The sequence below is a fragment of the Paucisalibacillus algeriensis genome, from assembly GCF_000577245.1.
In the GTDB taxonomy this organism is placed as follows: domain Bacteria; phylum Bacillota; class Bacilli; order Bacillales; family Amphibacillaceae; genus Ornithinibacillus.
Genome location: NZ_CBYO010000011.1, coordinates 184,636 through 206,711 on the forward strand (window position 1 = coordinate 184,636; position 22,076 = coordinate 206,711).

Here is a 22,076-nt window from a genome sequence, read left to right on the forward strand (position 1 = left end):
AATCTAAAAGATTCGGCCATTAATTATACGTATCCATCCCTATTTCGTTTATTCCACGGAGAAAATATAAGAATAAATTGGTTGGTTCCCATTATGGACTTCGATTTCTACGTCTTCGTAGTTTTCTTCTACATAGCTAACTAATTCATTTACTTCTTCTTCTGTTACATCTTCACCAGATAGAATGGTTAAGATTTCATCATCATCAGTAATTAATTCATTGAACAGCTGTTTTACAGCTTCGAATCGATCCTTATGAGTCGTTACAATCTTGCCATCCGCAATACCCATGAAGTTTCCATTTTCAATAGAAATTCCATCAATTTGTGTATCTCTCACTGCATAAGTAATTTGCCCAGTTTTCACAAGTGAGCTTGCTTCAGTCATATTGTTTTTGTTAGTTTCTAAAGCTTCCTCCGGATGGAATGCTAATAAAGCACTAATCCCTTGTGGAATTGTTTTAGTGGCAACCACTGCAACATTTCCATCAGATAACTCTTGTGCCTGTTCGGCTGCCATCACAATATTTTTATTATTAGGAAGAACAATAACATTTTTGGCGTTTGCTTTATTAATAGCTTCCGTAATATCTTGCGTACTAGGATTCATGGTTTGTCCACCTTCAATTACCACAGTCGCACCAAGGCTTTCAAATAATGTTTTAAGACCAGAACCCATCGCAACTGTTACGATGCCAAATTCAGCTTTTTCTTTCGGGGTTTCATGTTGATTTTTCTCACCCACGATAGCTGTATGTTGTTCACGCATATTTTCGATTTTCATATTGATTAGACTACCGTGACGTTGACCAATGGTTAACACATTACCAGGGTATTCCGTGTGAACATGAACTTTTACGACTTCTTCATCAGAAACAACGAGTAATGAATCACCATGTTCACTTAGTTCATTTCGGAAATCAGTTTCGTCAAATGGATTTTGCTTTAGTTTGTCATCCTCAAACTTCACCATGAATTCTGTACAATAACCAAATTCGATATCTGATGTATCCATAAAATCTTGTGCGGACTTATGGTGTTCGGCATTTATCATATCGTCCATTTCAATAATCCCAGCATCCTCGGGCAATTCTTCACCCTTTAATGCAGCAAGAAAACCTTCATAAACAGTGACTAGACCTTGACCACCCGAATCTACTACTCCCACTTCTTTTAAAACAGGTAATAAGTCCGGTGTTCGTTTTAAGGAAGCTTTTGCTTCATGTAGGACCTTTTCCAACATGACAATAATATCATCTTCTGTCTTAGCTATCTCTACTGCTTTCTTTGCCGCATCCTTAGCCACAGTAAGAATTGTTCCTTCAACAGGTTTCATTACAGCTTTATATGCAGTTTGTACACCTGTATCAAAAGCAATCGCTAAATCATTGGTAGTTAATGAAGCTTTCTTCTCCATCCCTTTCGCAAAGCCTCTGAAGATCTGAGAAAGGATAACTCCAGAATTCCCACGTGCACCCATCAGTAAACCTTTTGAGAAAGCAGCCGCAACCTCTGAGATATTTTCTGTTCTGTTCTTCTTAACTTCATTTGCACCTGAAGTCATAGATAAATTCATATTCGTTCCAGTATCGCCATCTGGTACTGGAAAAACATTAAGCGCATCTATTTTCTTGGCATTATTTGTTAAATGGTGAGCTCCTGTTAATACCATTTGTGAGAATGTGATGCCATCTAGCTTTTGTACTGCCACAATATTTCCTCCCTTTAAACAGGCGTGCAAAATTAATCTTTTGCAACACGTACTCCTTGTATGTAAATATTCACGGAATCAATTTCAAGTCCTAATGTTTTACTTAGCGTATATTTCACTTGTGATTGCACATTATTAGCCACTTCAGAAATCTTAGTACCGTAACTGACTATAATATACATATCAATATGTAATGAATTGTCTTCTTGTCTAACAACGATTCCTCGAGAATAATTTTCTTTACGAAGAATTTCTGCGATACCGTCTCTAATTTGACTTTTCGATGCCATTCCAACTATTCCATAACATTCAACTGCTGCTCCACCTGCAATAGTTGCAATAACTTCATTTGTTATCGTTACGTGACCATCTTTTGTATTCAATTCAATGGACATTATTATCCTCCTTTTAACTTCTTTATCTTAAGGATATTTTACTACAATTCACTTACTTTTGCACTTAACTCTCCGTGTTACTAATTGATTTACTTGCAATTATTAAAATGTATAATCATGTCATGTGATAATGAAGATTTTGCCTCTTATAACAATGAACGATTCCATTCATTCTGTCAAGTGATAATTCTTTGCATACTTATTGCAATCTTTCTCTAACTGTGGTAAATTGTATAAGTATTAATTTGACTTATGTTTAGAGTAGGAGGGATTAACATGGCAAGAAAATGTGTTATTACTGGCCGTAAGACTAGCACTGGAAACCAACGCTCTCACGCTATGAATTCCAACAGACGTAATTGGAAAGCTAATGTACAAAAAGTTCGTATTATGGTAGACGGAAAACCTAAACGTGTTTACGTATCTGCACGCGCACTTAAATCAGGTAAAGTGGAACGCGTATAATATATACCTTATCATTTTACTGTATTACATTAGTTATTAGCTAAAAGCACCCATCTTAAACCATGGGTGCTTTTTTCTGTTTGTGAGAGTTATTTTTATCTGATTTAGACATAGATTTGTATGTATGTCCAGAACCGCTCAAATATACGGAAACTCCTAGAAAAAGAAAAAAACAGTTTTTCTTCTTGCGATTTACCGCTCTCGAGGCATTTCTTATTCTATCGGGGGATAGGCTTCGGTGTATACCCACAACGCGATAGCACGAAGTTACTCACCTGCCGCCCCTGTGCTCGGGAAAAAACGCAAGTGTATTCAGGCCGAGTTTTTAACCGAAGATTAACAACCCGTACAAAAAAATTGCTTCTGCCAATAAATGACAAAAGCAAAGAAAACTTACTTATCTTTCTTAAATATCCCGATTACTACACGAACAAATCCTCCAAGTACTCTAGGGAGCTTAATAGTATAAAATTTCATAAGTTCGCCCTCCTCCATTTACAAACACGAATACATGAATCGCATAAAATTATCCACGACTCCTTACAACTAATACTATGCCTTCATCAAATGAAAAAGTACCATTATTTGATATTAGCTTGTTCGAAATAGAAAGTGTAGAACCCATTTTAATTGTTGCATTTGTTAATGGATAATAGAACCTAGTAAGTGTTAAGCCCCTTACTTCTTTCGTAATGGGAATAAAAGATACCGTTGGATAATGAACATTATGTATAATATTATATGCCCCTGGATAATAGAGTATAAGCTCATTGTAACGGTCCATAATGACACCAGTAATTTTATTCTTCAAAACTTGTTCTAACAACTGAATATTTATTAATGTATGATCCAACCTACCACCTGTTACGCCAAAGAAGTATATGCTAGAAGGGTTTAAAGATATCGCCCGTTGTAGAGCAAGTTCTAAATCGGTAAAGTCTTTCTCAATCTCAAATTGTTCAAATTTCTTCGTATGTTCTTTTATGATTTCTAACTCTTCGTTGTTAACGGAATCAAAGTCCCCAATTGCATAGTCTAATTTAACTTCTTGTTCAATAACGGAAAGAGCCCCCTTATCTGCCCCTATCCATATATCTATCTTTTCACTATGTAAAGATAAATTAGGAATGAGATAAGTAGGACCATTTCCAACTATTCCGACTGTTATCATCCTATTGTTTAGCAGCTTGTCTTATTTCAAGAATAGCTTGCTTCCTATCAGTTTTATTAAAGACCGCACTACCTGCTACTAATACATCTACTCCAGCATCTACACATGCTTTTGCTGTTTCACTATTTACTCCACCATCAACCTCCAGTTCAAAAGAAAGCCCTCGTTCTTTTCTCCACTCGGCAATTTGTTTCATTTTTTCTAAAGTCTGTGGGATAAATGATTGTCCTCCAAAGCCAGGATTGACAGTCATAATTAGTACTAAATCGACCTCACTCAAACAATCTCGTATCATTTCTACAGGAGTCCCAGGATTTAGCGCTACACCTGCTTTTGCCCCGTTTGCTTTAATTAATTGAAGTGTTCTGTGTAGATGAACGCTTGCCTCTTGATGAACTGTAATGATGTCTGCGCCAGCCTTTGCAAATTCTGGTATATATTGATCAGGATTATTAATCATAAGATGAACATCTAACGATAAATCTGTGACCGGTTTTATTGCATCCACAATTAAGGGACCTATCGTAATATTTGGAACATAATTCCCATCCATTACATCCACATGGATATAATCTGCCCCACCTTTTTCAACATCTTTAATTTCTGCTCCCAGCTTCGCAAAATCAGCTGATAATATCGAAGGTGCTATCTTAACCATTTTAATACCTCGGCTTCCTTGTTTGTATTTCTTCTAAAAAACTAATGTAATGCTTATAGCGATACTTTGGAATTATATCATTTTCTTCTGCTTCTTTTACTGCACATTTCGGTTCTTTCGCATGTAAACATCCTCTAAATTTACAATGCTCTTTTAACTCTCGAATCTCTGGAAAACAATTCATTAACTCTTCTGCTTCAATTTCACTAAAATCTAATGCGCTAAATCCAGGCGTATCAGCCACTAATCCATCATTTACTTCGATTAATTCAACATGCCTAGTTGTATGTTTCCCTCGCCCTAAGCTCTTGGATATATCTGCGGTTTTTATTAAAGCGTCTGGACTAATGGTATTAATAAAGGAGGACTTACCAACTCCTGATTGTCCAGCAATTACAGTTACTTGATCCTTTAAGTACCCTTTTATTCGATCCATATCTTGTGGTACTTTAGCTGAAAACAATTCAACATGATAGCCAATTGACACATAGTCAGCTTGATAATTTTTCAAGGTGTCTAACTGTTCCTTGGTAAGCAAATCCGTTTTGGAAATAAAGATAATTGGTGTTATTCCTTTTGCTTCGATTAACACTAGAAACCGATCTAGTAACGTGGTACTAAATTCAGGCATTATCGCCGAACTTACAATGATTGCCTGCGTGATATTAGCAATAGGAGGACGAATTAATTCATTCGTCCTTGGTTTTATTTCAGTAATATAACCCTCTTTCTCCTCACGTATATCAAAAGATACGAAGTCACCCACAAGTGGAGTAATATTCTTTTTGCGAAATACGCCTCTCCCTTTGCACTGAAACAAATCATCGGTTGTTTGAACATAGTAAAATCCACTCAAAGCTTTTACAATTCTGCCCTCCGGCATTTATTCACCTTCTTCATATGGAATAGTTTTATCAACTAGAATCTCATCGTCACGCATGACTTTGTAACGGCCTTCAGATCCCTGTTCAATTCTTAAAGTAATGGTTATCGTTTGATCTTTTGTTATTTCATATTGCTTAGCTACTACAGAAAAATCTTCATTATCATAGTCTTGAATATAAATATTGATAATTTGTGGAGTTAAATCTTGGTCTTGATTTCCTTGCTCATCACCATTTCCTTCCCCATCATCAGGATTAGGTTCATCATCTAGTGTATACTTAACATCAAACTCAAATGTGTAATTACTGACTGGTAACTTTTCTGGTCCGATTGAAATATATACGTCAACTGTATCCCCTTCACTTAATTCTGTATTAGCAGAGGGATCTTGACGGATAACCATACCCTCCTGAACTGTATCAGAGTTTTCTTTAATTGGATGCATCTTTAACCCTAAGGATTCTAGATGCTTTTTCGCTTCTTCTTCCGTTAATCCAATAAGATTATCTAATTTAATGGGTTCCTGTCCTTTACTTACTTCAAAGATAACATTCGTTTCTTCAGGAATAACTTTCTCTCCTGCTTTAGGTTGTACTTGTTTTAAAATTTCCCCAACAGGCTTATCCGAAAATTCCTCATAGATGACAATATTATCAGAGGAATATCCCTTTTCGATTAATAAGCGTCTAACGTCCCCAATCTGCCTACCTTCATAATCGTCAAATTCTTTCTTTTCCTTTCCTGAACTAACAAAAACTGTGACAGTTTGTCCTTCTTTGATGGTTTGTTCAGGTTTAGGATCTGTCTTTACAACTTTTCCTTCTTCAATCTCCTCTGATGGTATATCTTCTCCTCGTTTAACCACTAAACCCAGACTTTCTAATTCATCGACTGCGTCACTATACTCATAATCAATAACATTCGGAATGGTAACATCCTTTGGTTTTGTTAGCCCTGGAACTACAAATAGTAGTACTAAAGCTAATGATAATAAAACAAAAATAATAATGGATGTTAAAAGTAACTTTTTATTCTTCTTTTGCTTTTTCTTTTTCTTCTTCTTTTTCTGTACCAAATCTTTTGGGGGTTGTCCTTTATTAGTAACTTTTTTTGTTTCTGTGTTTGCTTGATGAATTATCGTATCTTGGTGGATATTCTCAAGCTGATTTTCCGTAATAATCGGTATTGCCTTTGTTTCTTCCCCCACTTCAGTAGGTGGAACATATTTAGGTTCATCCATTCTTTCCGGAGAAAGTGCAACCTCTAGGCTATCTTCCATTTCATAAACTGTATTAAAACGGTGAAATGGATCCTTAGCGGTAGCCTTTAGGACGATGTTTTCCACACTTTGGGACACATCTGGACTATATCTTCTCACAGAAGGGGTATCACTCTGTAAATGCTTTAATGCAATTGAAACTGGGGACTGCCCCTGGAAAGGTAAACGTCCTGTTAACATTTCAAAAAATACAATACCCAATGAGTAAATGTCAGACTTCTTAGTAGCCATTCCTCCCCTAGCTTGTTCAGGGGATAAATAATGGACAGACCCTAGAATAGAATTAGTTTGGGTGAGTGATGTTGCACTTAATGCAACTGCAATTCCAAAATCTGTAACTTTTATATGGCCATATGTATCAATTAATATATTTTGCGGCTTGATATCACGATGAACAATTCCGTTTTCATGGGCATGGGCAATAGCTGCTGTCATTTGCTTCATAATTTCAATTGCTTCTCGCACATCAATTGGACCATAGCGTTGAATAAATTCCTTCAGTGTCATTCCATCTACGTACTCCATAACCATATAAAGAATTTGCTCTTCTTCTCCAACATCATAGATTGTTACAATATTAGGATGGGAAAGACTTGTTGCAGATTGCGCCTCACGATCAAATCTAGCAATGAATTCTTCGTCATTAGCATATTCTAAACGAAGTACTTTTATAGCGACTTGTCGATCTAGAATAATGTCATTGGCAAGGTATACGTCAGCCATTCCACCTCCGCCAATTTTTTCTTTAATACGATAACGTTCACTTAGTAAATGACCATTTAGCATGATTGTTCACCTTCTTCCACTGTCGTTTCATGCTGTAAGATTACAAGCGAAACATTATCCTCCCCACCACGCTCATTTGCTAAATCAATAAGGTTTTGTCCAACTTCCTTAATATCGGTAGTAGATTCCATATATTCGGCCAATTCACTATCTAGCACTTTGTCGGTTAATCCATCCGAACAAAGTAATAGCTTATCGCCATCTTCCCAAGCGATGGTCTGGATATCGGGTTCAACTAATTCATTCGTTCCTAGTGCTTTAAGAACAACATTCTTCCTGGGGTGAACAAGCGCATCGTCTTTTGAGATTTGTCCTGATTGAACAAGTGCATTGACTAATGAGTGGTCTTCCGTTATTTGTTTAAAGTTAAAATCATTATATAAATAACATCTACTATCTCCTATATGAGCAATTGTAATGAATTCTTCCGTACATATTGCCACTACAATGGTTGTGCCCATACCTTGACATTCTTCCTTCTCCTGTGAATGGTGATAGATTGATGTATTCGCTTCAAGTAAGGTTTGTGCAAGCCATTCCTCTGCAGCTTCAGGGGACTCAAATCCTTGATTTTCATGCCATTTCTTTTCCAAGATAGTAGTGGCCATTTCACTTGCAACGTCACCAGCTTGATGACCACCCATTCCATCCGCAATAATGGCTAAATATTGACCGTTAATACCTGCGAATATACCACCTGAATCTTCATTATGGATTCTCACTTGACCACGATCTGTCAAAAAATGTCCTTCCATTTCTACCACCCCTAATCTTAAAGCAATACTTTTTTAATATAAGTATTACACAATTTACCAAATAAGAATATCTTTTTCTTACAATTCCCCTTACTTTACTACCAAATTTATTGCATTTATATAGATTTTCGAATTAGTCTAGTTAGGAAAAAACCATCCGTTTGAAAGTCTTGTGGAAAAAGTTGTAGACCAAATTCAGAAACACCTCGAGATTCCTGTAGTTCTACAGGTAATGCTTTAAAAAAGGAATGATCAACTTGGTAGTTCTTATGATTAGATAAAAAGCACCTTACTACCGCTTCATTTTCTTCCGGGTCCACAGTACAAGTACTATAAACTAATAACCCTTCCTGTTTAAGTAAAGGAGCAATAGTGTTTAATATATCCTGTTGAATTTCTGAAAGTCTCTTAATATCTTCTTCCTTTTTATTATACTTAATATCTGGTTTTCCTCGCATTACTCCTAACCCTGAACACGGGGCATCTACTAAAATGCGATCAAACGTTTCGGGTGCGTAGCGTTCAGATAGTTTCCTAGCGTCCAGTGCTTCGGAATTAATAATGGATATATTTAGTTCTTCAGCTTTATTATTAATTAATTTTATTTTTTTCTTATGTAAGTCATGGGCATGAATGACACCTTTATTTTCCATTTTCTCCGCAATATGTGTAGCTTTACCTCCAGGAGCACTACATGAATCTAACACGGTAAACCCTGGATGTGCATCAATCACTTCTCCAACAAGCATGGAACTTTGATCTTGAATCGTAATGATTCCCTTTTCAAACAAAGCTGATTTAAGAATATTACCTTGTTCAATAATAATTCCTTGCTCCGAAAAAGTGGATTCTGACACCTTGTATCCTTCTTGCCTTAACTGCTCCATTGCTTCATTCCGAGAGATTTTCATTGGTTGAATCCGAATAGAAATTGATTTATGACTTAAATTGGCCAGACACATTTCTTTCGTTGTTTCATAGCCGTAATGCCCTATCCATCTTTTTACTAGCCATATTGGATGACTTGTTTCAATAGCTAGACGTTTTACAGGATCCTCTATTTCATTTAAAGATGGGACGCCATTTCGTTGAATATTTCTAAGTACTGCATTAACAAGGGAAGCAATACCTTTATGACCTCTCTGTTTTGCTATCTCAACTGCCTCATGAATAATTGCATGATCGGGAACTTTATCTAAATAAACCATTTGATAGATAGACATTCTTAGTAGCATCATCACCCATGGTTCTACCTTTTTCTTTTGATTAATATAATGACTTATATAGTAGTCTAAAGACATTTTACGCTGAATCGTCCCATAAACGATTTCCGTTAATAAACCCTCATCTTTTGGTGAGATTTTTTTTGATTTTATTTCATGATTGATTAATAAATGACTATATCCGCTATCTTGTTCAATGCGGAGTAACAAGTCTATTATGGTATTTCTAAGAAGATATTTGCCCATTATTATTCACCCATTTTTGTGCCGATTTGTATACGTTCACTCGATCCCTGTAAATAATCTTTCACTGTCATCCGTTTCTTTCCAGCTGGCTGAATTTCCGTGATACGAATCCCTTTACCATTTCCACAAACAACCGTAAAAGCTTCATCATTATCTTTAGCAGTAATTTCCCCAGGTTCCCCATTATATTCCTCTTCAAGTGGTTCTCCCCACCAAATTTTCATATTTTGGTTTTGATAGGTAGTAAAGGCTACTGGCCAAGGATGAAGTCCTCTAATTTGGTTGTATATTTCTATGTTAGATTTAGTCCAATCAATTTGTTCCTGTTCGCGCTTAATATTAGATGCGAACGTTGCTTTGGTATCATCTTGTTTAATAGGAGTTATTTCTCCAGCAAACAATTTAGGTAATGTTTCCATTAATAGTTGAGCACCAACATCAGATAATTTATCATGCATGGAACCTACATGGTCGTTTTTTTCAATTGGAATACTTTTTTGAGTAAGAATATCACCAGCATCCAACTTCTCAGCCATATACATAATGGTAATTCCAGTTTCAATTTTCCCTTGCATAATAGCATAGTGAATTGGGGCTCCGCCTCGTAATTCTGGTAGTAAGGAGGCGTGGACATTGATACAACCATATTTTGGCCCTTCTAAAAGTTCATTGGGAAGAATTTGTCCATATGCAGCCGTAACAATAATGTCAGGATTATAATTCAATATTTCGTGATAATCTTGTCGGATTTTTTCCGGTTGAAAAACTGGGATACCATGTGTTTCTGCTTCAACTTTAACCGGAGGAGGTGTAATGACTTTCTTTCTACCTTTTGGCCTGTCTGGTTGAGTAACTACTAAAACCACTTCATATTCGGAATGAATTAACTTATTTAAAATTGGAACAGAAAAACCTGGCGTTCCCATAAATACTATTCGCTTCATTACATAACCTACTTTCTACATAAGATGGTATGGTTGCATATCTACTGTAATCAATAAGTCCTCTTTTCGGACTTCATCAGCAAACTGGTCCATAATTTTTTTAATTTTTTTTCGAAGATTTGGTTCATTTTTGTATTTTATCATGCATTGATAGCGATATCTATCTTTCATTTTGGATATGGGTGACGGTGTTGGACCAAGTACAATGGTTTCTTCACTGACAACCTTCATCAATAATTGGACAATACGTTGGGTGATTTGGACTACTTTAACGTGATTTGAATGTGAAACGGTTAACAGTGCTAAATAGACATAAGGGGGATATCGAAATGTTCTTCTAATCTGCATCTCCCTTTGGAAAAATTGATTAAAGTCATAGCTGCTTGCAAGTTGAACGCTATAATGATCCGGAGTATAGGATTGAACAACTACTTTCCCCGGCAATTCATGTCTTCCAGCCCTACCACTTACCTGTGTTAATAATTGAAAAGTTTTTTCACTTGAACGAAAATCAGGTAAATGCAACATCGAATCAGCGGTTAAAACGCCTACCAATGTAACATTGGCAAAATCAAGTCCTTTAGCAATCATTTGCGTACCTAATAATATATCTGCTTCCTTTTCTGCAAAACTTCTTAAAAGCTTTTCATGCGATCCTTTTTTCCTCGTAGTGTCCACATCCATCCGTATAACCCGTGCATGTGGCATAAGTTGATTTAATGATTCCTCCACACGTTGTGTACCTGTTCCAAAATAACGAATGGAGTCGCTTTGACATTCCGGACATACTAAAGGCATTCTCTCTTCATAAGAGCAGTAATGGCATTTTAACTGATTATTACGTTTATGATATGTTAACGCTATATCACAATGTGGGCATTGCTTGACATGTCCACAATCTCTACACATAACAAATGTCGAATAACCTCTTCGGTTAAGTAATAACACAATTTGCTCACCACGTGCAATCACTTCCTCCATGCTTTCCTTTAATTTAATAGAGAACATGGAACGATTTCCAGCATGCAATTCTTCACGCATGTCTACAATTTCAACATCAGGCATTGCTTTCTCATTTGTTCGCTTATCTAAAGTTGCTAGCTTATAAACATCTTTTTTCGCTCGCGCATATGATTCTAAAGTTGGAGTCGCACTTCCAAGAATCACTGGGCAGTGGTGGTATTGTCCTCGTTTTATTGCGACATCCCTTGCATGATATCTGGGTTGATCCTCTTGTTTATAAGTCGTTTCGTGTTCTTCATCAATAATAATAATTCCTAAATTTTCAAATGGGGCAAAAATCGCTGATCTTGCACCAACCACAACCCTAACTTTTTTGGTTTGGACCTTTCGCCATTCATCATATTTCTCACCATTTGATAGTGCACTATGCATGACAGCTACTTCATTGCCAAAGCGTCCCTTGAATCGTTTGACCATCTGTGGTGTTAGCGAAATTTCCGGAACAAGTACAATTGCCTCTTTTCCTTTATTTAGAACCTCTTGTATGGCTTGAAGGTAAATTTCTGTTTTTCCACTTCCGGTTACTCCATGTACTAGAAATACATCATGTTCATTGTTCATTATTTTTTCAGTTATAGGTTGTAAGGCCCGTTCCTGTTGATTTGTTAATGTTAACGGATATGTTCTTTCAAAGGAATGGTCCTGATAAGGGTTACGATAAACCTCTTTTTTATATTCTTTTAATAATTGCTTATCTATGAGAGCTTTAACAACCGTTCGATTTCCATTTGTCATTTGAAATAATCTATTTTGTTCTATTGGATCTGGATATTGAAGAAAGTAGGATAGTATTGCTCTTTGTTTTTTTGCATTAGTTGGCAAATCCATTAACGATTCTTCTAAAAAATATTGTTCTTTGTTCGGTTCAATTACTGAAACAAGCTTTTTGGTAACTTTCGATTTAACAAGATAATTAATGGAAATTGTAGTATCTTGGACAGCCCTTTGCAGTTTGGAATATGGGATATTAGAACCTTCGAATTCCTCAAAATCTACAACATCTCTACCAGCGAATAAGTACTCAAATTCCTCTTCCAAACGTTCTGGGGTATTCCTTACAATTTCCTTCTTATATTGTGCTTTTAATACTTGAGGTAGCATGGCCTGATACGCAGTTATATACATAGTTAGTGTATCCTCCGCTACCCATTTTCCTAATTCTAATAATTCCTTTGTCAGAACAGGATGAATATCTAAAACATCAATAATTTCCTTCAGCTTATCAAATTCTGAAGTTGACTCAATCCCCACAACAAAACCAGTTATTTTTCTCGGACCGAATGGGACAATGACTCGCATTCCTTCTATTAGGATATCTTGAAATCGATCTGGTATTAAATAATCGAATGTTTGATTTATTGTTTTCGCTTGAACATCAACTATAACCTTTGCAATATTCACGCTTGCTCATCCTTCATGTCATGTAAAATCAACCTCAGAATCTCTCTCGCAACTTCTTTTTTAGTTGCTTTTGGGATCTCATGTTCATCCATTCTCTTATTTAGATAGGTTACGATATTTGTATCGCTTCCGAATCCAGCACCTTCTTGCGCCACATTATTTATAACAATAGCATCTAAATTCTTACGTTTTAGCTTGTCCAATCCATACTCTTTTGGGTTTTGTGTTTCTGCTGCAAAACCGACGAGAAATTGTTTTGTTTTTACCTCTCCCAGTGTTTTTAGTATATCTTTTGTTCTTTCCATTTCAACTTGAAGAAAACCATCTTGTTTTTTCATCTTTTCCTCATATGTAACTTTTGGTCGATAATCGGCAACCGCAGCTGCTTTTATAACAATATCATGGGTAGAAAACTCTTTTGTCATTGCTTCATACATATCTTCAGCGGTTATTACATCAATACGCTTGATAGAACTAGATAAGACATCTAAATTTACTGGGCCGGACACTAATGTTACTTCTGCACCCATTTCAGCAGCAACTTCTGCTAGTTTATATCCCATTTTCCCTGTTGAGTAATTGGTGAAAAAACGAACTGGATCTAATCTTTCCCTTGTGGGGCCAGCTGATATCAAGACTTTTTTACCTGCTAACAGTCGTGGGCTATTTTGATGTGATTTTATTACGTCAATAATAGTTGATGGTTCTTCTAATCGACCCTTACCAATCCATCCGCAAGCAAGGTAGCCAGCTCCCGGTTCTATAAAGAAGTATCCAAAGTCTGTCAATGTTTGCATGTTTTTAATAACTGCAGGATGCTCATACATATTAACGTTCATGGCAGGTGCAATATATACTGCGGCTTTTGTAGCCAGTATAGTAGTCGTGATCATATCATCTGCAATTCCATTTGCAATTTTACCTATAATATTCGCTGTAGCTGGTGCGATGATAAAGATATCGGCCCAATCAGCTAAATCAATATGGGCAATTTTTTCAACATCCTTCTCATCAAATGTGTCAGTATAAACTGGATTCCTAGAAAGCGCCTGAAATGTTAGAGGAGAAACAAATTCAGTAGCTGATTTTGTCATCATCACTTTTACATTTGCCCCTTGTTGGGTTAACTTACTAGTTAAGGCACAAGCTTTATAAGCAGCAATCCCTCCAGATACTCCTAATAATACATTTTTATTCTGCATGGACAACAAACACCTTTCCGAATCCTACTTAAATCTTCTAGTCTAGTTATACCATAATTTACAATTAAAAAATAATCCCTTGCATTTTTTATGCAAGGGATTATTTTTTTACTACTCGTTATCGAGTTTTAGTTCTTCTGCTGCAATCTCTTCCAGTGCCATACCAACAAATTTATGAGATTTAGGATTAACAATTCGAGGATTATTTAATTCACGTAATTGTCTAGCTCTTTTTGCAGAAAGTGTAACAAGTGAATATTTTGATCTAACTTTTTCTTGTAATTCATCAATAGATGGTTCTAACATCATGATAAATCATCCTCCAGTATTTTTTTATATTGTGCAGCAATTCGCTCTCGCTTACAATGCTCGGATTGTATGATAGATTGTACCTTTTCAACTGCTTTCTCTACATCATCATTTACGACAACATAATCATATGAATCCATCATCTCAATTTCATTGCGAGCTTCTTTTAAACGATTAAGGATTACGTCTTCATTTTCCGTTCCGCGATTTACAATTCTATTTTTTAATTCCTCGAGGCTTGGTGGAAATAAAAAGATAAAAACACCCTCAGGAAAGTTTTCCTTTACTTGCATGGCACCTTGTACCTCAATTTCTAGAAATACATCATGACCTTTATCTAGGGTTTCCACCACATAGTCTTTAGGTGTACCATAATAATTATTGACAAACTTAGCGTATTCTAACAGCTTGCCTTGTGAGATTAACTTTTCAAATTCATCATTTGTCTTATAAAAATAGTCAACGCCGTCTACTTCACCGGGACGTATTTCTCTTGTTGTCATGGATATGGAATATCGCAATTCCGTTTTCCGTTCAAAAAGCTCTTTTCTCACAGTTCCTTTTCCAACACCGGATGGCCCAGAGAGAATAAATAAAATACCTTTCTCTTCAATCAAGTTATTTCCTCCTAAAAGCTTATCACTATTATTCGTCAGTCATTTCCTCATGACTTAACACACGTTGCCCAACCGTTTCTGGTTGTACAGCTGATAATACCACATGATCACTATCTGTAATAATTACCGCCCTTGTTCTTCTTCCATATGTAGCATCTACTAATTTATTATTATCTCTTGCAACAGAGATAATTCTTTTAATTGGAGCTGATTCAGGCGAAACTATTGAAATAACGCGGTTCGCAGAAACAACATTACCAAATCCAATATTAATTAATTGTAGTCCCACTTTACTTCCCCCTGTCATTCTAAACTATTATATAAGCTTTTTTACGAAAATAAAAGTATCACCATTGTTTTACTCGATATTTTGGACTTGTTCTTTAATTTTCTCAATTTCACTTTTAATTGCGACTGTCCATCCACCTATTTTGGTATCCGTAGATTTTGAACCAATTGTATTTGACTCACGGTTCATTTCTTGAACGACAAAGTCAAGTTTCCTACCAATAGGCTCATTACTTTGACAGATTACCTCTATTTGCTCTAAATGACTTAGTAATCGAGTAATTTCTTCTGTGATATCGCCTTTTTCTGAAAGCATTGCAATTTCTTGATGTATCCTTGCGTTGTCTATGGAAATAGAATCATCTATGTATTCTTCTATTCGCTTTTTAATACGTAACCGGTACTCCTCAGTTACTTTCTCTCTTCTCTCCTCTAATAATAGTACCATATCCCGAATACTCGAAACACGCTTTACTATATCCTTTAATAGGTTTTTACCTTCTTCAATTCGCATTTCATCCACTTGTTGGCAAGCTTTTGCCACCGAATTTATTATTTTCTCTTGAAGTTCTCCTGGTTTTTCTTCATTTTCAACTACTGTTAATAGATCTGGCAGTTCGGTCAAAATAGATATTGGTATATCACCCTTTAATGAATATCTATCCTTAGCGGTTTGTAGTTGTTGGACAAATTGGTCCATTAAGGCCCAATCGGTGACAACAATTTTGTTTTTAAAGTTGTCTCCTTCAATATCAAAATGTAATTCGATACGTCCGCGAGCGAAATAAGATTTTACTGTCTTTTTAATTTTATCTTCTAGGAATAGAAAAGTCCTTGGGTATTTTGGAATAATATCTAAAAAACGGTGATTTACGGATCTGATTTCTACTGTGATGGTTGTGTTTTCTAGATGAGTTGTATTTGAGCCATATCCTGTCATACTCTTTACCAAAAACATCACCTACTTTTCTGAGCTAAAATTTATTATAGCACATCAGATTATCTTTAATCGATAATTGAACTTTTGTTAAATTAGAAATTCGATGTGATCTGTGGTCTAATCTAAGAACTTCATACTAAAAGAACCTCTTTCCTATCTCACAAACAATAAAAACCTTCCACAAAAATTTTGTGAAAGGTTTTTAATAATTATTTTTTTGTGAATCCGAATAGCACTGTAGGTATTGCGGCTAGTCCTAGTATTAACATCCAATCACTAAGTGCTAATGGAACGGTGTGGAATACTGGTTGTAATGGAGCCCAGTAGATTACAACAAGTAATAAAAGAACGGAAGAAATGACAGCAAAGACTAAGTACATGTTTTCAAATGGATTTCGTTCAAAGACTGATTTTTCACTTCGACAGTCAAATACATGTATTAGTTGCGCCATAACCAATGTCGTAAATGCGATTGTTTGTCCATATACAAGGTTATCTGGGTTATCTTGATAAACGACCATAAATCCAATTAATGTCACTATTCCAATCATAATACCTCGGGTAATAATCTTAAAGCCTAGCCCTCTGGCAAATACTCCTTCATTTGGACTTCTTGGTGCTCTTTTCATTACGTCATCTTCAGGTTTATCAAGACCTAGGGCCATTGCCGGTAAGCCATCGGTAACTAAGTTGACCCATAGTATTTGAACGGGCACTAATGGAAGTGGCATTCCTAGTAACACAGCAAATAACATGACCAGTATTTCACCAACGTTTGATGCTAACAAATACCGGATAAATTTCCGGATATTTTCATAAATATTGCGTCCCTCTTGAATGGCTGCTTTTATCGTAGCGAAATTATCGTCCATTAATACTAACGAGGATGCTTCTTTTGTAACATCTGTACCACTTATCCCCATACTAATACCAATATCACTTGCTTTTATTGCTGGTGCATCATTTACACCATCACCAGTCATTGCGACAATATGCCCTCTTGACTGAAATGCTTTCACAATTTTAAGCTTATGCTCTGCAGTAACCCTCGCAAAAACATATACATCCTCAATTGTCTCCTCTAGTTCACTTGTGGACATTTGATTTAATTGACTTCCTTCTAAAACCAATCCATTGTCTGGTAATAGTTTCAAGTCCTTTGCAATCGCTCGAGCAGTCTTGACATGATCACCTGTAATCATCACAGTCTTAATACCTGCTTGTCGACATTCCTCAATAGCTGTCCTTACCTCTTTACGAGGTGGGTCGATCATTCCATACAACCCGATAAACGTTAAATCTTTTTCTAAAAACGCTGATTCAAGTGAGGTATCCTTCGATATTGGCCTCATACTAATGGCGATGGTCCGCAGTGCTTTTTCAGCCATCCCATCAATTGCATTCTCTATCTTATCGCGATCGCGTTGTTTAATTAATTTCCTATTTTCATGCTCTAGATAATAATTACAGCGAGGTAATAATACGTCTGGTGCTCCCTTTGTAATAAGGAAACGGTTTTCATTTTCATCTTCAACTACTACACTCATTCGTTTACGATCGGAATCAAATGGAATCTCCTTAATAATTTTAAAATTGTCGCCACTCATGTGATTTAGCCCAATTTTTCTTGCGGCTACAACTAAAGCACCGTCAGTTGGATCTCCATCCACATAGTACTTTCCCTTCTTAACCTGAAGGGTTGCATTATTACATAATTGTCCGTACAAGAGCATTGTCTCTAGATTGGGGTGATTCTCATTTAACTTCTTCTTCCCAATTAAAAATTTGCCTTCAATATCGAATCCATCACCTGTAACAGAGATATTTTCACCATTTAAGAACATTTCTTTTACAGTCATTTGATTTTCCGTCATTGTACCTGTTTTATCAGAACAAATAACAGAAGCACAACCTAATGTTTCTACTGCTGATAGTTTTCGCACAATTGCTTTTTTCCGAATCATTCGCTGTACCCCAAGAGAAAGGGCTACCGTAACAATTGCAGGTAAACCTTCTGGTATAGCTGCAACTGCTAAAGATACTCCAGCGAGAAACATATTATAGACAGGATGCCCTTGAATTACCCCAAGACCAACAACTAAAATGGTTAGAAGAATTGCTACAACAATTAATATTTTCCCTAACTCTGCCAGTTTTCTTTCTAATGGGGTTGGGATTTTCTTTGTACTAGACATTAAGGATGCAATTTGTCCCATTACTGTGTTCATACCAGTTCCCACAACAATGCCTATACCTGAACCCCTTGTTACTAATGTCCCCATAAACCCCATGTTAACCTGGTCACCAGCATCCAAGTCATCACGAATAATTGCTGTAGCATGTTTCATAACCGGTAAAGATTCACCTGTCAGTGCTGATTCTTCTGTTTCTAAGCTGTTAGATTTCACAATTCGAATATCTGCTGGTACACGGTCTCCACTGCTTACCTTTACAATATCACCAACAACTAATTCTCTTGAAGATATCTTGTCCCATTTCTGTTCACGGAAAACGTTCGCCATTGGAGCTGACAATTCTTTGAGTTTCTCTAGAGACTTTTCTGCCTTTTGTTCTTGGAAATAACCAATAAAACCATTGACCAACACAATTACCATAATCGCAATTGCATCAACAAATTCTCCAAGCATTCCCGCTATTAATGTAGCAGCAAGTAATACAAGTACCATAAAATCCTGAAACTGCTTTAGAAAGATAATCCATTTTGATGTTTGCTTTGTTGACTCCAGAACATTATAGCCATATTGCTTGTGTCTTTGTTCGACCTGTTTAGGTGTAAGCCCCCTATTTGTGGTTACTTGAAGCTTTTGTTCCACCTGTTCCACATCTAACTGATACCACTTTTTCACGTCGCATTCCTCCAGCTTTAAGCGAGGCAAAAATAAGCCTCTATTATCTCAATAGTGATATCTATGCAGACTTGTCCTAAAAAATGCTATAATTTGAGATGAGAGGTGAATCAAATGCCATTTGACGGTATTGTAACAAGAGCAGTGACAAATGAACTATCCAATCTGCTTGTACCAGGAAAAATAACAAAAATACATCAACCATCTGAAACTGAAGTTATTATGACTATTCGTAGCCAAGGGAAGAATCAGGTATTATTACTATCTATTCATCCTACATACTCACGTATACACAATACAAAGAACACTTTCCATAACCCTTCTGAAGCACCTATGTTTTGTATGGTTCTTCGGAAGCATTTGTCTGGAGCAATCCTTGAATCGATTAAGCAGGATGGGATGGAGAGAATTATTACCTTTTCCGTAAAATCAAGAAATGAAATCGGAGATATTTCCTCAAAAGAACTTGTTCTTGAATTAATGGGTAAACACAGCAACCTCATATTAGTAGATAACGAAAAAGGACATATTATCGATAGCTTAAAACACGTATCGATGGCTCATAATAGATACAGAACGATTCTGCCTGGTTCGGAATATGTCATACCACCCAAACAAGATAAGTTGAACCCACTCGAGACTGACGGAGACACATTCATTCGAAAACTAGATTTTAATGCTGGTAAATTGGACACACAAATCGTAAAACTGTTCACAGGATTTTCTCCAGTTATTGCAAAAGAAATCATTAGTCGAGCAAATTTAGGATCGGATGAAATTTATAAGGAGAATTTTATCCAAATACAGGAGCAAATTAGCTTACATCAATATGTACCTGCTATTTATCAAGGTAAAAAAGAAGAATTTCATGTTATTCCATTAACCTCATTTAAAGGAGCGAAGAAAGAATTCCCAACAGTTAACGAGATGCTGGATCGATTTTATTCTGGTAAAGCAGAACGGGATCGGGTTAAACAACAAGCTAAGGACCTCTTTCGATTTATTCAAAATGAACGGGATAAAAATGAGCGAAAACTTAAAAAGCATGAAAGAACATTACAAAAAGCAGCAAATGCCGAGAAATACCAAAAACTAGGCGAACTATTAACTGCTAACATGCACTTAGTTAAACAAGGTGATACCACTATTTCTGTAGTAGATTATTATGATCCGGATCAAAACGAAATAACAATTGAATTAAATCCAAATAAAACACCCAGCGAGAATGCTCAAAGTTTTTTCAAAACATATTCCAAATTAAAAACTTCTAAAGCAAAGGTAGAAGAAGAAATCAAAAAGACCAATGAAGAAACTGCCTATTTTGATCAGATACTGCAACAAATCGAGGTTGCGGGTGTAGAAGATATTGAAGAAATACGGGAAGAACTTCGTGAAGAAGGGTATTTGAAGAAACAGAGTCAGGGTAAACGGAAAAACAAGCAACATACTCCTAAACCTGAAGAATATATTTCATCAGATGGAATTACCATTTTAGTTGGAAAAAATAATAAACAAAATGAATACTTAACGATGAAACTTGCACATCGTGATGAACTTTGGTTCCACACAAAGGACATTCCTGGCTCTCATGTTATCATCCGCGGCAAAGAACCAAGTGAAGAGACAATTCTAGAAGCAGCGCAATTAGCCGCATACTTTAGTAAGTCCCAAAGTTCTTCTTCAGTACCGGTAGACTATACTAAAGTACGACATGTAAAAAAGCCAAATGGTTCAAAACCTGGATTTGTTATATATGAAAACCAGAAGACCGTTTATGTAACACCGGAAAAATCGGTTGTAGAAAAGTTAAAGAAATAAGAAGTGTCAAAGGTAGACACTGTGAGGTATTTTCGAACAGATGTCGCCCCTGTACTGGAAGTAAAAGCGGAGTGTATTTCCGTAGCGGGTACGATGCTCTAACAAAATTCTCAAATCTGTACGCAATCAGCCTAAAAAAAGGAATGTTCGATTAATTAGTATCGAACATTCCTTTTTATTATTACATAAATGATTTTTCCGTTAACATCTTAATAAACTCATTTACTTGGGGTAATTCAAGTATTCCTTCCTGATACGAAACCCATGTATAACGTGTTACAGGCTTACCATCAAGTTCTAGCGCAACATGTGGAAATTCATCCATCATGGAGTCCGAAACACTTTTCGGAAGAACAGCCATTCCAATCCCTTGTTTCATGAACTGTTTACATGTTTCAATCTGATCCACTGTCATGGTACGGAGTGGCTTAATCTGATGTTGATGGTGATAAAGCCAGTTATCGACAAGTTCATGCATACTGTCATCACTTTTAAAGGAGATTAGTGGACGTTCCTTAATAGATTCTTTAGGAAACGACTCTGTATCAAAAATATATAATGGATCATCAAATAATCGAATACTTGTACTCTCTTTAAGCTTTTCCCCACGAATAATACATACATGATAGTCCTTATGATTTCGTTTGATGTCCTCACTAATTCCAGTTACTAAATCAATAGTTACTTTGGGGAACATGGTTGTGTATTCCCCTAGTATTTTTGGTAGAAAACGCTGGCTAATTAACGATGAACAAGCAATAGAGAGTGTTCCTTGTACTTCAAGACTCGATTTTGAAAGCTTATTTTTTAGTACCTGTTCTTTGTCGATAACCTGTTTGGCATGACTCAGAATAATTTCCCCACTGGGAGTTAACACAAGACTTTTGGGGGTTCTAATAAAAATTGTTACGCCGAAGTATTCTTCTATATACTTAAGACGCTGCGTCACAGCAGGTTGGGATATCAATATAGCCTTTGCCGTTCCTCGTATCGTTCCAATCTCATTCAGTTTAAGTAGTAGTTCGTAATCCTCAATTTTCATTGTTAGCTAACCTCGGATAGATAATTTTTTATTATACAGTTTCATTATATAG

The 22,076-nt window shown here is 36.2% G+C and carries 20 protein-coding genes; 2 read left to right on the top strand and 18 right to left on the bottom strand.

Annotation, left to right across the window (positions count from 1 at the left end; translation table 11 throughout):
* Positions 1-48 precede the first annotated feature (48 nt).
* Together TY11_RS08190 and TY11_RS08195 are read right to left on the bottom strand one after the other, a co-directional pair.
* Positions 49-1,710, bottom strand: a complete 1,662-nt coding sequence (locus TY11_RS08190; protein WP_042144914.1) for a DAK2 domain-containing protein — start codon at positions 1,708-1,710, stop codon at positions 49-51.
* Positions 1,711-1,742: 32 nt separating this feature from the next.
* Complete coding sequence (locus TY11_RS08195; protein ID WP_042144916.1) at positions 1,743-2,105, bottom strand: Asp23/Gls24 family envelope stress response protein; 363 nt, start codon at positions 2,103-2,105, stop codon at positions 1,743-1,745.
* Between the two features lie 276 nt (positions 2,106-2,381).
* Between TY11_RS08195 and rpmB the strand changes: the two genes are divergently transcribed.
* Positions 2,382-2,570 carry a 50S ribosomal protein L28 gene (rpmB, locus tag TY11_RS08200; protein WP_042144919.1) on the top strand — a complete coding sequence of 63 codons (189 nt, stop codon included), beginning with the start codon at positions 2,382-2,384 and terminating at the stop codon, positions 2,568-2,570.
* A gap of 393 nt (positions 2,571-2,963) precedes the next feature.
* Here rpmB and spoVM read toward each other — a convergent pair whose 3' ends face one another.
* From spoVM to TY11_RS08275, 15 genes are all read right to left on the bottom strand, one after another.
* Positions 2,964-3,065: a stage V sporulation protein SpoVM gene (gene spoVM / locus TY11_RS08205; protein WP_306418992.1), complete on the bottom strand. Its 102-nt coding sequence runs from the start codon at positions 3,063-3,065 to the stop codon at positions 2,964-2,966.
* A 31-nt stretch (positions 3,066-3,096) separates the two neighbouring features.
* Positions 3,097-3,741 (bottom strand): thiamine diphosphokinase, encoded by a 645-nt coding sequence (locus TY11_RS08210; RefSeq protein WP_197025071.1) that lies wholly within the window; start codon positions 3,739-3,741, stop codon positions 3,097-3,099.
* A gap of 1 nt (position 3,742) precedes the next feature.
* Complete coding sequence (gene rpe / locus TY11_RS08215; RefSeq protein WP_042144921.1) at positions 3,743-4,399, bottom strand: ribulose-phosphate 3-epimerase; 657 nt, start codon at positions 4,397-4,399, stop codon at positions 3,743-3,745.
* Position 4,400: 1 nt separating this feature from the next.
* A complete protein-coding gene (gene rsgA, locus TY11_RS08220) occupies positions 4,401-5,282 on the bottom strand; it encodes a ribosome small subunit-dependent GTPase A (protein WP_042144924.1) in 882 nt (293 codons plus the stop codon).
* On the bottom strand, positions 5,283-7,349 hold the full coding sequence (pknB, locus tag TY11_RS08225) for a Stk1 family PASTA domain-containing Ser/Thr kinase (protein WP_042144925.1): 2,067 nt from the start codon (positions 7,347-7,349) through the stop codon (positions 5,283-5,285). It lies immediately after the preceding gene.
* A complete protein-coding gene (locus TY11_RS08230; RefSeq protein ID WP_042144927.1) occupies positions 7,343-8,104 on the bottom strand; it encodes a Stp1/IreP family PP2C-type Ser/Thr phosphatase in 762 nt (253 codons plus the stop codon). Before TY11_RS08230 ends, pknB begins: the two co-directional genes overlap by 7 nt.
* A gap of 116 nt (positions 8,105-8,220) precedes the next feature.
* Positions 8,221-9,573 carry a 16S rRNA (cytosine(967)-C(5))-methyltransferase RsmB gene (gene rsmB / locus TY11_RS08235; RefSeq protein WP_042144929.1) on the bottom strand — a complete coding sequence of 451 codons (1,353 nt, stop codon included), beginning with the start codon at positions 9,571-9,573 and terminating at the stop codon, positions 8,221-8,223.
* A 2-nt stretch (positions 9,574-9,575) separates the two neighbouring features.
* Positions 9,576-10,517: a methionyl-tRNA formyltransferase gene (gene fmt, locus TY11_RS08240; RefSeq protein WP_042144930.1), complete on the bottom strand. Its 942-nt coding sequence runs from the start codon at positions 10,515-10,517 to the stop codon at positions 9,576-9,578.
* Positions 10,518-10,532: 15 nt separating this feature from the next.
* The gene (gene priA, locus TY11_RS08245) at positions 10,533-12,941 is read right to left on the bottom strand and encodes a primosomal protein N' (protein ID WP_042144932.1); all 2,409 of its coding nucleotides are present in this window, start codon (positions 12,939-12,941) and stop codon (positions 10,533-10,535) included.
* Entirely contained in the window at positions 12,938-14,143 is a 1,206-nt protein-coding gene (coaBC, locus tag TY11_RS08250) for a bifunctional phosphopantothenoylcysteine decarboxylase/phosphopantothenate--cysteine ligase CoaBC (protein WP_042144934.1), read from the bottom strand. The genes priA and coaBC overlap by 4 nt, the downstream gene beginning before the upstream one ends.
* A gap of 111 nt (positions 14,144-14,254) precedes the next feature.
* Entirely contained in the window at positions 14,255-14,452 is a 198-nt protein-coding gene (gene rpoZ, locus TY11_RS08255; protein WP_081755877.1) for a DNA-directed RNA polymerase subunit omega, read from the bottom strand.
* The gene (gmk, locus tag TY11_RS08260) at positions 14,449-15,069 is read right to left on the bottom strand and encodes a guanylate kinase (protein ID WP_042144936.1); all 621 of its coding nucleotides are present in this window, start codon (positions 15,067-15,069) and stop codon (positions 14,449-14,451) included. The genes rpoZ and gmk overlap by 4 nt, the downstream gene beginning before the upstream one ends.
* 28 nt (positions 15,070-15,097) lie before the next feature.
* Positions 15,098-15,358: an extracellular matrix/biofilm regulator RemA gene (remA, locus tag TY11_RS08265; protein WP_010096736.1), complete on the bottom strand. Its 261-nt coding sequence runs from the start codon at positions 15,356-15,358 to the stop codon at positions 15,098-15,100.
* A gap of 69 nt (positions 15,359-15,427) precedes the next feature.
* Positions 15,428-16,309, bottom strand: a complete 882-nt coding sequence (locus tag TY11_RS08270; protein ID WP_042144942.1) for a YicC/YloC family endoribonuclease — start codon at positions 16,307-16,309, stop codon at positions 15,428-15,430.
* Positions 16,310-16,506: 197 nt separating this feature from the next.
* Positions 16,507-19,164 (bottom strand): calcium-translocating P-type ATPase, SERCA-type, encoded by a 2,658-nt coding sequence (locus TY11_RS08275; protein WP_042144944.1) that lies wholly within the window; start codon positions 19,162-19,164, stop codon positions 16,507-16,509.
* 114 nt (positions 19,165-19,278) lie between these two features.
* Here TY11_RS08275 and TY11_RS08280 point away from each other — a divergent pair, with 114 nt between their 5' ends.
* Entirely contained in the window at positions 19,279-20,982 is a 1,704-nt protein-coding gene (locus tag TY11_RS08280) for an Rqc2 family fibronectin-binding protein (protein WP_042144946.1), read from the top strand.
* Between the two features lie 181 nt (positions 20,983-21,163).
* Here the strand turns inward: TY11_RS08280 and TY11_RS08285 are convergent, their stop codons facing one another.
* The gene (locus tag TY11_RS08285) at positions 21,164-22,024 is read right to left on the bottom strand and encodes a LysR family transcriptional regulator (protein WP_042144947.1); all 861 of its coding nucleotides are present in this window, start codon (positions 22,022-22,024) and stop codon (positions 21,164-21,166) included.
* Between the last annotated feature and the right edge of the window lie 52 nt (positions 22,025-22,076).